The following is a 9,959-nucleotide window of genomic DNA, read 5'->3' as shown; positions in this document are numbered from 1 at the left end:
GCTTTCATACCATGAAAATAATACTATCCTGAATTATTTCCAATAAAAAAGAGACTGCCTTTTCAGACAGCCTCTTTGTTTATTATAAAGATTCTAACCTAGGCAGTAGCTTCAGCTTCTTCTTCGGTTAACTTTTTCTTGCTTTCAATTTTAGATTTGTCGGTCACACTGTCTACCATCACCGGAGTGGCGATAAACATAGATGAGTAAGTACCCACAATCACACCAATAATCAGGGCAAACATAAATCCTCGAATACTTTCTCCACCAAAAATAAAGATGGCAAGTAGTACAAGTAAGGTAGTAAGCGAGGTATTTAAGGTACGGCTTAAAGTACTATTCAAAGCAGCGTTTACGGTTCTGTGTAGGGGCCACGAAGTATGTTCATTAACAAATTCACGAATTCTATCGAACACTACCACCGTATCGTTAAGCGAGTAACCAATTACGGTTAAGATCGCGGCAATAAAAGCCTGGTTAATCTCCATACTAAAAGGCATTACTTTGTAAAGCAAAGAGAAAATACCCAATACTATGACAACATCGTGAGCTACGGCAGCTACCGCTCCAATACTAAATTGCCACTTTCTGAATCGCAACAGGATGTAAAGGAAGATCACCACCAAAGATCCAAGAATCGCCCAGAAGGAATCGTTCTTAATATCATCGGCAATAGTTGGTCCCACTTTCATAGATTGCAGAATTCCAATTTGACCATCTTCAGGATTAACGAATTGCTCAAAAGTTACATTTTCGGGCAATTCAGCCTGAAGCGCATCGTACATCCCTTGTTGAATTTCACGATCAACTCCGGTACCATCTTCATCAACCTTATAGTTCGTGGTAACTTTTACCTGGTTTTTAGGTCCATAGGTTTTTACCTCTGCACTACCAAAAGCAGCTACAAGATTACTTTCAATTTCACTTGGGTTTACTTCCTTATCGAAACGAACTGTATAGGTTCTTCCTCCAACAAAATCAACTCCCATGTTTAGATTGTTCACAAATAGAGAACCAAGGCTGATCACAATTGCAATACCCGATATTACATAGGCGATTTTTCTCTTTCCTAACCAGTTGATATTTACATTCTGCAAAAGACCTTTTGTGGCCGAGGTTGAGAAAGCCAGCGATTTTCCGTTTTTACCATAGCCATCAATAAACAATCTGGTGATGAAAATAGCGGTGAAAAGAGAAGTTGCAATACCGATTAATAAGGTAGTTGCAAAACCCTTAATAGGTCCTGTTCCAAGAATGAACAGGATAAAGGCGGTTAAACCAGTGGTGATGTTCGCATCAAGAATTGAAGATAGTGCGTTGTTGAAACCATCTTTAATCGCATCTTTTTGAACTTTACCTTTTGCAAGTTCTTCGCGTATTCTTTCAAAAATAAGTACGTTCGCATCAACCGAAATACCTATGGTAAGAACAATACCGGCAATTCCGGGAAGGGTAAGTACCGCTCCAAGACCGGCCAGAATTCCGAAGATCAAAAGGATGTTAAGAGCAAGTGCCACATCGGCGAAGGCTCCGGCTTTTCCGTAGTAGAAAATCATCCAAAGCAAAACAAAAATAAGCGCGATGATAAATGACATCATCCCGGCATCGATTGCTTCCTGTCCCAATGACGGACCTACAATCTCACTCTGAATAATATCGGCTGAAGCTGGCAGCTTACCGGCTCTAAGCACATTAGCTAAATCCTGACCCTGGGTGATGGTAAAGTCTCCGGTAATTTCACTTCGACCACCTGAAATGGCTCCAGTTGATACACCCGGCGCAGAATACACTATATTATCAAGCACAATCGCTATTTGACTTTGTTGATTTGAAGCGTAACCGGTCATTTCTTCCCAAATCTTGGCTCCACGACCATCCATTTGCATCGAAACCGCTACTCTCCCCACCTGGTCATAGGTTTGTTGTGCATCTGTAATTACACTACCACTAAGTGGTGGCTCCATATTACGGTTTCCTTTTAACGCGTAAAGACCGGTAACCCCTTCATCTTCAACTCCCCAAACGAATTTAGCATAACGCTGGTCTCCGCTTAGAAGGTTTCTAACTTCCGATCTTTTAAGGTAAGAATTAACCTTTGCGGTATCTCTTACTGAAAAATAGGCCAACACAGGTCCTCCCTGATATCCGGGTCCCTGTACAAGCTCGATTAATGGGTTGTTTCCAGGAGCTACATCTGAAGTGTCTTCGGTTTCAGCCAATAACTCCTCCAAATCATCATCCTGCTCTACGGCAGTAGTATCGGTTTGAGCAGGAGTTTCGGTTTTTCTCTCTTTGGCAACTACATCTCTAAGCACATTATTGGCCTGGCCAAGGAAGTTACCTAATTCGGTATTTTTATATACGTGCCAGAATTCAAGTTGAGCAGTACTTTGAAGTAGGCCCTGAACCCGCTCGATATCTTTAGCTCCCGGAAGTTCTACCAAAATTCTTCCTGAATTTCCAAGTCTTTGGATGTTAGGTTGAGTTACCCCGAATTTATCGATACGCTTTCTCAAAACTTCGAAAGCAGAGGTAATCGATTCATCAACTTTACGGCGAATCACTTGCTCGGTTTCGCTGTTAGACATCTCATAATTCAACTCGCCGCTTAGGGTCTTATTGGCAAAAATATCGGGAGATGCCAGGCGGGCATCAGAAATTTTATTGAACTCCTCAAAGAATAGATCAATATAGTCGCTCTGGCTGTTTTTCTGGGCTTCGTCGGCTCTGTTTAAAGCCTGATTAAATGCAGGATCGTTGCTGTTATTAGCAAGACCTTTAAGAATATCTTTTACTGAAATTTGAAGAATTACGTTAATCCCTCCTTTAAGATCCAGACCCTTATTTAGCTCCTTTTCTTTAGCATTATTGTAAGTAATTCCTGCAATGATTTCATCATCTCCAATAGAATCAAGATATCTTTGCTGCTCAGCTTCTCTTAAAGCTGAATAATCCTCTACATCTTCACCAACTTTTTGAACGGCGTAATCTTCGGCTTTACTTTCAATATTACTTGTAATAAACGTAAAAGATAACTGGTAAATACACACCAGCCCAAACAAGATCGCAAAAACCTTAATCAGTCCTTTATTCTGCATTATTCCTTAAATTATAATTAATTAGGTCGATTTTAAAAACGGACAAATATAGGGTTTCAAAATTCAAATCCCAATATTTTTTTTTGGAATAATTTAACTTTTTAACAGCAAAAAGGCCGCGAATTTCGCGGCCTTATCTCATATTTTTAGAAAGCTTTCAGAATGTTTACACATCCAACAATGCATTGGTCTTTTTCACACCTTCTGCACTTTCTTTCATTTTGTTTTTCTCGGCTTTGTCTAGTTCAAGCTCTACGATTTTCTCCAAACCGTCTTTCCCTAAAATGGCAGGTACGCCAATACAAAGATCTTCCATTCCATATTCCCCTTCAAGTAAAGCTGAACAGGGGAACATTTTCTTCTGGTCACAGGCGATTGCCTGTACCAATGCTGAAACCGCAGCACCGGGGGCATACCAGGCACTGGTTCCCAGTAACTTGGTAAGAGTAGCTCCACCTACTTTGGTATCTTCGGCCACCTGTTCTAAACGCTCTTTCGAAAGAAATGCATTTACTGGAATACTGTTGCGGGTAGCAAATCGGGTAAGAGGCACCATTCCGGTATCGCTATGACCTCCAATTACCATCCCATCAACATCAGAAGTTGGGCATTCCAGGGCCTCAGCAAGTCTGTATTTAAAACGGGCACTGTCTAAAGCTCCTCCCATTCCTATAATTTTACTCTTCGGAAGGTTGGTGGTTTTATGAACAAGGTAAGTCATGGTATCCATAGGGTTGCTTACCACAATTAGGGTTACATCTGGAGAATGCTTAATAAGGTTTGAAGAAACCTCTTTTACAATCCCTGCATTAATTCCTATTAACTCCTCACGGGTCATCCCGGGTTTACGCGGAATTCCACTGGTGATTACAGCAATATGGCTATTCGCTGTTTTCGAATAATCGTTGGTGGTTCCGGTAATTTTGGTGTCGAAACCGTTTAAACTGGCAGTTTGCATAAGGTCCATCGCTTTTCCTTCAGCAAATCCTTCTTTAATATCCAGAATTACAACTTCTGAAGCGAAATCTTTAATCGCTATATATTCGGCACAACTGGCACCTACGGCACCGGCTCCTACTATGGTAACTTTCATTATAAATTATTTTAAATCGATTAGTAATTGTTGCGAAAATACAAATTATGCAACAGGATAAATAATAAGGAATGGTTAAAAGCCCTATATCCTGAAATGCAAACCAAGGTTCGCATTGAAGAAATTACCGGCCGATAACATGCTGCTAATTTTAAATCTATTGAGATAGAAATTAAATCCGAGGTCTCCCTTAAACTGAGCTTTGGCATCATCGATCTCTCCCAGGGCAGTATTGATTGCTCCCAGGGCTACACCGGTTCCTCCCATTTCGTAAGTGAAATTAGAATTTGTAGCTCCCAGGGCTCCAAAAACTTCAAAATCACCATAGCGTTTTGAGCCTAATACAGAAGCTACCCATAAATTGGCATTTACATCTATTACATTGAGGTTAGCAAGGTTGGGAATATCTACAGGATTAAATTCATATTCCACATCAAATTTTGAATAAGCTAAAATCGCAGCAAACTGGAAATCTTCAGGTTCATTAAACCTGAAATACTGACTGAAGTTATGCTTTAATCCTGCCCCGTAAGTGCTGAATTTCACTCCATCTATCGTCATTGCCGGAAGCACTCTTATTGCAAGTTCAGACTCGTAAGGCAGACCTACAGTCACCTGCGGAAAGGCGTGAGGCACAGCGCTTTTATTCACCCCTTCCAGGGCCTGAAATTCAAAGGAATTTCCTCTAACCTCACCTTCAAAAAACACATCGGTGTCGCCACCAAAAGCCGAGGGCACTCTCACTCCTCCACTTTCGTCCTTTATTCTTAATAAGCTAAAACGATTGTTATTTACTGTAAAATTTTGTTTGCTGGTGGGAACAAACAAGGCGTTCCCGTGAAAAGAAACTTCTACCCGCCACTTTTTCAAACTCTGTGCAGAAGTAAACCAACCGGCACTGGCCTGATAGGAAGCCCCGTCGGCTGCGGGTCGCGCAAAGTTATCGGCTATAAATAAAAGATCATTAATTACTCGTTCTTCATCACTCTGTGCTGTTGAAATATGCCCCCAAAGCATACATACTGAGAACAGCACTAAATTGAATTTTTTCACAATAAGTAGGTTTTTATTAGTTAGGTAAAAATAACAAAAAAAGCATAGCTAAAATGTGGATAAAAAAGAAACCCGCATCAAAAATGCAGGTTTCCTGTTATATTGAAATAAACAATTATGCGTCTATATTGGCATACTTTGCATTCTTCTCAATGAATTCACGTCTTGGCGGCACCTCATCCCCCATTAACATAGAGAAAATTCTATCGGCTTCACTACTGTTTTCTATAGAAACCTGTCTCAGTTTTCTGAATTCAGGATCCATTGTGGTATCCCAAAGCTGAATAGCATTCATCTCTCCCAAACCTTTATATCGCTGAATTTGAACACTTCCACCAAATTCTTCGGCTATAGCATCCCGGTCTTTCTCGTTCCAGGCATATCGCTTTTTATTTCCTTTTTTCACCAGATATAATGGCGGGGTTGCGATATAAATATGCCCGTTCTCAATGAGTTCTTTCATATACCTAAAAAAGAAGGTAAGAATCAGAGTTTCGATATGACTACCATCTACATCGGCATCACACATAATGATCACCTTATGGTAACGAAGTTTTTCAAGGTTTAGAGCTTTACTATCTTCTTCGGTTCCTATAGTAACACCAAGTGCGGTATAGATGTTTTTGATTTCCTCGTTATCAAAAACCCGATGGCTCATCGCTTTTTCAACATTCAGAATTTTTCCCCTTAAAGGCAAAATAGCCTGGAAATTTCGATCTCTACCAGATTTAGCCGTACCCCCTGCCGAGTCTCCCTCAACAAGGAAAACTTCACATTGAGTGGGATCCTGTTCTGAACAGTCTGATAATTTCCCGGGCAGACCTCCAATGCTCATCGCAGTTTTTCGCTGTACCATCTCACGGGCTTTCTTAGCCGCATTCCTGGCCTGGGCCGCAAGTATCACTTTTTGAATGATCGTTTTGGCATCGTTAGGGTTTTCCTCAAGGTAAATTTCCAGCATTTCAGAAACTGCCTGCGAAACCGCCGAAGTTACTTCCCGGTTCCCCAGTTTGGTCTTGGTTTGCCCCTCAAACTGAGGCTCGGCAACCTTTACCGAAATTATCGCAGTAAGCCCTTCGCGGAAGTCATCTCCGGTAATCTCAAATTTTAATTTATCCAGTAAGCCAGAGGCATCGGCATACTTTTTAAGAGTGGTAGTAAGCCCTCGTCTGAACCCCGAAAGGTGAGTTCCCCCTTCGTGAGTGTTGATATTATTTACATAAGAATGCAGGTTTTCATTAAAACTGGTGTTATACACCATAGCAACTTCAACCGGAATATCATTCTTTTCCCCTTCCATCGAAATCACATCGGCGGTAATACGCTCACGATTTCCATCAAGGTATTCAATAAATTCCTTTAATCCTTCTTCAGAATGAAAGCGCTCACTTTTAAATTCGCCTTTATCATCTTTCTCCCTTTTATCGGTGATAATGATCTCGATTCCTTTATTTAAAAAAGCGAGTTCACGCATACGGTTAGCGAGCGTATCGTAATTATATTCTGTAGTTTGCTGAAATATGGTGGGATCGGGCATAAAGGTCACCACAGTACCGCTAAGCTCGGTTTCCCCCACAGGTTTAACCGGATACATTGATTTACCTCTTTCGTATTCCTGCTCCCAGATTTTACCATCGCGATAAACCGTGGCTTTTAAATGGGTAGAAAGAGCGTTCACACAACTAACCCCTACCCCGTGAAGACCTCCTGAAACTTTATAGGAGTCTTTATCGAATTTACCACCTGCACCAATCTTGGTCATTACCACCTCGAGCGCAGAAACCCCTTCTTTTTTATGCAGGTCTACAGGAATACCCCTACCATTATCTTCGGTAGTTACAGAGCCGTCTTCATTAATAGTAACTTTAATGCTATCACAGTGACCTGCCATAGCTTCATCTATGGAGTTATCAACAACCTCATAAACCAAATGATGTAAACCTCTAACCCCGGTATCACCTATATACATCGAGGGTCGCATGCGCACATGCTCCATTCCCTCCAATGCCTGAATGCTTTCTGCCGAATAACTATGTTTCTTGGCTTCTTCGCTCATATAATTTGCTAATTAAATTCGTGTGATTCTATAACGAACAAATATAACAAAACGCATACTTATCAGGGCTCAGGACAGGTGATTAAGCCTTCAAGTTATTAACAATTTGTGTAAAAAAAGCCCACAGCAGGCTAATTCGTAACCTGTATCTGCGGGCTTAACAAACCACACGCTTGCTTTATGAGGCCTCGGCCAGTTTTTCCAATTCTTTCTTAGCTGTAGTAGCCACGTGAGAGGTGTTGGCACGCCCGCTTGGGTCGAGATCGGCCTGCCATTTTGGAACCCATCTTTTTACGGTTTTTGCCGCGCATTCCTGCGGAAAATGCTCTGCAAAAATCTCGCGATAAAAATAGGCCTCTTTGGTAGCCGGAGTGTTATATGGATATTTCTCTGAAGCCGCTTCCATCTCAGCATCACTTACACGAGCTGTGGCATAGGCAATAAGCTCGTCTATCCAGTTATACCCAACCCCATCGCTGAACTGTTCTTTTTGTCTCCACAAAACCTCTTCAGGCAGAAAAGGCTGCTCAGGAGTATCGAAGGCTTTTCTAAGTATATATTTCTCCACTCCGTCATAGGTATGCGGCATTTTAGCTTCAGGCCTGGTTTGCATTGCCACTTCCAGGAATTTCTTATCCAAAAACGGAACCCTGGCCTCCAGCCCGTGAGCCATTGTAGATTTATCGGCGCGAAGGCAATCGGCAGTTGCCAGCCTTTGAACCCTTCTAATGGTTTCCTTTTGAAACTCATCGGCCGAAGGTGCATTTTTAAAATACAGGTAACCCCCGAAAATCTCATCGGCTCCTTCGCCACTCAACACAACCTTCACTCCTTTTTCGGCGATGGCCTTCGAGAGAAAATACATAGGGGTACTGGCTCTGATGGAGGTCACATCGTAGGTTTCCAGATGCCATACCAGTTTTTTCAGGATTTCGATTCCTTCTTCTACCGTGAAATAAATTTCTGAATGCTCTGTACCCAGAAACTCTGCTACTTTTCTTGCGGCTATTAAATCGGGGGCATCGGCATCAAGACCTATCGAAAAAGAATGCAGCTTTTGCCCTGAATCTTTCATCAATCGGGCAGCGATCGAAGAAGTTAAGGAAGAATCCAGGCCTCCACTCAACAAGACGCCAAGGGGAACATCGGCCATCAATCTTTTTCGGGTGGCATCGATTAAGCTTTCTCTTAATTTATCGAGATCCAACTGTTTATCGGCTTTTTCAAAATCAAACCAATCTGGTGTATAATATTCTACAAACCCGGTTTTAGGGGTGTAGTAATGCCCGGGAGGAAATGCAGCGAAAGAACTACAGCTCTCGGCTAAAACCTTCATTTCAGAAGCAAACCAAATTGCACCGCTTTCGTCGGTTCCGTAATAAAGCGGTTTTACCCCAATCGGGTCACGGGCTGCGATAAAATCGTCGCCATCTACCACTACGAAAGAGAAAACCCCATCGAGCTTGTTGACAAACTCATATCCAAATTCTTCATATAGATGAACGATTACTTCCGAATCTCCGCTGGTTCTAAATTGGTGGGATTTCAGTTCATTTTCGCGCAGTGCCTTATGGTTATAAATCTCGCCATTGTGAACCATCCAGGCCGATTTACTGCCCTGAATAGGCTGCTGGCCGGTTTGGAGATCTACAATAGACAGGCGCTCGTGACTTAACACATAGCCTTTTTCGGTAACCTGAAAACCTCTTTCATCGGGACCCCTATGAGACATTCTTTTGGAAAGCTTACTTATTTGAGCTTGCTTAAGGTCTTTTCCAATTACTGCTAAAATTCCACACATAACATTTGCTTTATTAATTCAATACAAATATTACCCAACGGTTACATTTATTAAACATAAGTATCGCAAATGGTGTTATTTGAAAACAAAAATGATTAAATTTAGTTTCAAATGAAACATTCCGGCTTTAATTTTCAGCAAAATCTTGTCAGATGTAAATTCGACATATAATTTTAACGAAACCGCCCAAAGATTTAACTATGGCAAAGCTCTTGATATACTATCTTTAAACCCGTATCTTTAATTCAAACATTAAAACCGATGAAGAAAATACTTTTTACTGCCCTAATCGCAGTTGGATTTTTGGCAACTACGAATGTACAGGCTCAGGAAACCGATACTACAGGTCCTAATTTTCCTAAAGTTGATGCCAGCCCGCTAGATCTTGTGGTCTACCGCAATAACAATGATGAAGCAGTGGCCCGGGTGATCTACAGTAGACCTAAAAAACGTAATCGTGAAATTTTCGGAAAACTGGTTCCCTATGGCCAGGTTTGGAGAACCGGCGCAAACGAGGCGACCGAACTTACCTTTTATAAGGATATGCAAATTGGCGGCGAAACCGTTAAGAAAGGCACCTATACGTTATACACTATTCCTGAAGAAAAAGAATGGACTATTATCCTAAACAACAAAACTATGACCTGGGGTGCTTACGAGTACACCGACGAACAGGATATCGTGCGCATTAAAGTTCCCGTGAGAACTACCCCTACCCCGGTAGAGCATTTCTCAATGACCTTCGAAAACACTGAAGATGGCGCTAATCTTTTAATTGGTTGGGACACCAGTTATGTGAAAGTTCCATTTAAGGAATAAATTTAACTTCAGGTAAATAACAAAAAAGCTGCTTTTCAA

6 protein-coding genes are annotated in these 9,959 nt (G+C 41.5%); 1 reads left to right on the top strand and 5 read right to left on the bottom strand.

What is annotated here, in order from left to right:
- Window positions 1-98: 98 nt before the first annotated feature.
- The 5 genes from secDF to asnB all read right to left on the bottom strand — a co-directional run bounded on the left by secDF (window position 99) and on the right by asnB (window position 9,101).
- Window positions 99-3,098 (bottom strand): protein translocase subunit SecDF, encoded by a 3,000-nt coding sequence (gene secDF, locus ACW6QP_RS12735; protein ID WP_457911253.1) that lies wholly within the window; start codon window positions 3,096-3,098, stop codon window positions 99-101.
- 166 nt (window positions 3,099-3,264) lie between these two features.
- The gene (mdh, locus tag ACW6QP_RS12730) at window positions 3,265-4,191 is read right to left on the bottom strand and encodes a malate dehydrogenase (RefSeq protein ID WP_457911252.1); all 927 of its coding nucleotides are present in this window, start codon (window positions 4,189-4,191) and stop codon (window positions 3,265-3,267) included.
- Between the two features lie 84 nt (window positions 4,192-4,275).
- A complete protein-coding gene (locus ACW6QP_RS12725; RefSeq protein WP_457911251.1) occupies window positions 4,276-5,244 on the bottom strand; it encodes a DUF6588 family protein in 969 nt (322 codons plus the stop codon).
- 115 nt (window positions 5,245-5,359) lie between these two features.
- On the bottom strand, window positions 5,360-7,300 hold the full coding sequence (gene gyrB, locus ACW6QP_RS12720) for a DNA topoisomerase (ATP-hydrolyzing) subunit B (protein ID WP_457911250.1): 1,941 nt from the start codon (window positions 7,298-7,300) through the stop codon (window positions 5,360-5,362).
- Between the two features lie 178 nt (window positions 7,301-7,478).
- Entirely contained in the window at window positions 7,479-9,101 is a 1,623-nt protein-coding gene (asnB, locus tag ACW6QP_RS12715) for an asparagine synthase B (RefSeq protein ID WP_457911249.1), read from the bottom strand.
- Between the two features lie 261 nt (window positions 9,102-9,362).
- Here asnB and ACW6QP_RS12710 point away from each other — a divergent pair, with 261 nt between their 5' ends.
- On the top strand, window positions 9,363-9,920 hold the full coding sequence (locus ACW6QP_RS12710) for a DUF2911 domain-containing protein (RefSeq protein ID WP_457911248.1): 558 nt from the start codon (window positions 9,363-9,365) through the stop codon (window positions 9,918-9,920).
- The last annotated feature ends 39 nt before the right edge of the window (window positions 9,921-9,959 follow it).

The organism is Salegentibacter haimaensis (genome assembly GCF_054121495.1).
Note: the sequence above shows the minus strand (reverse complement) of the source record. Positions and strands in the feature narration are given on the sequence as shown.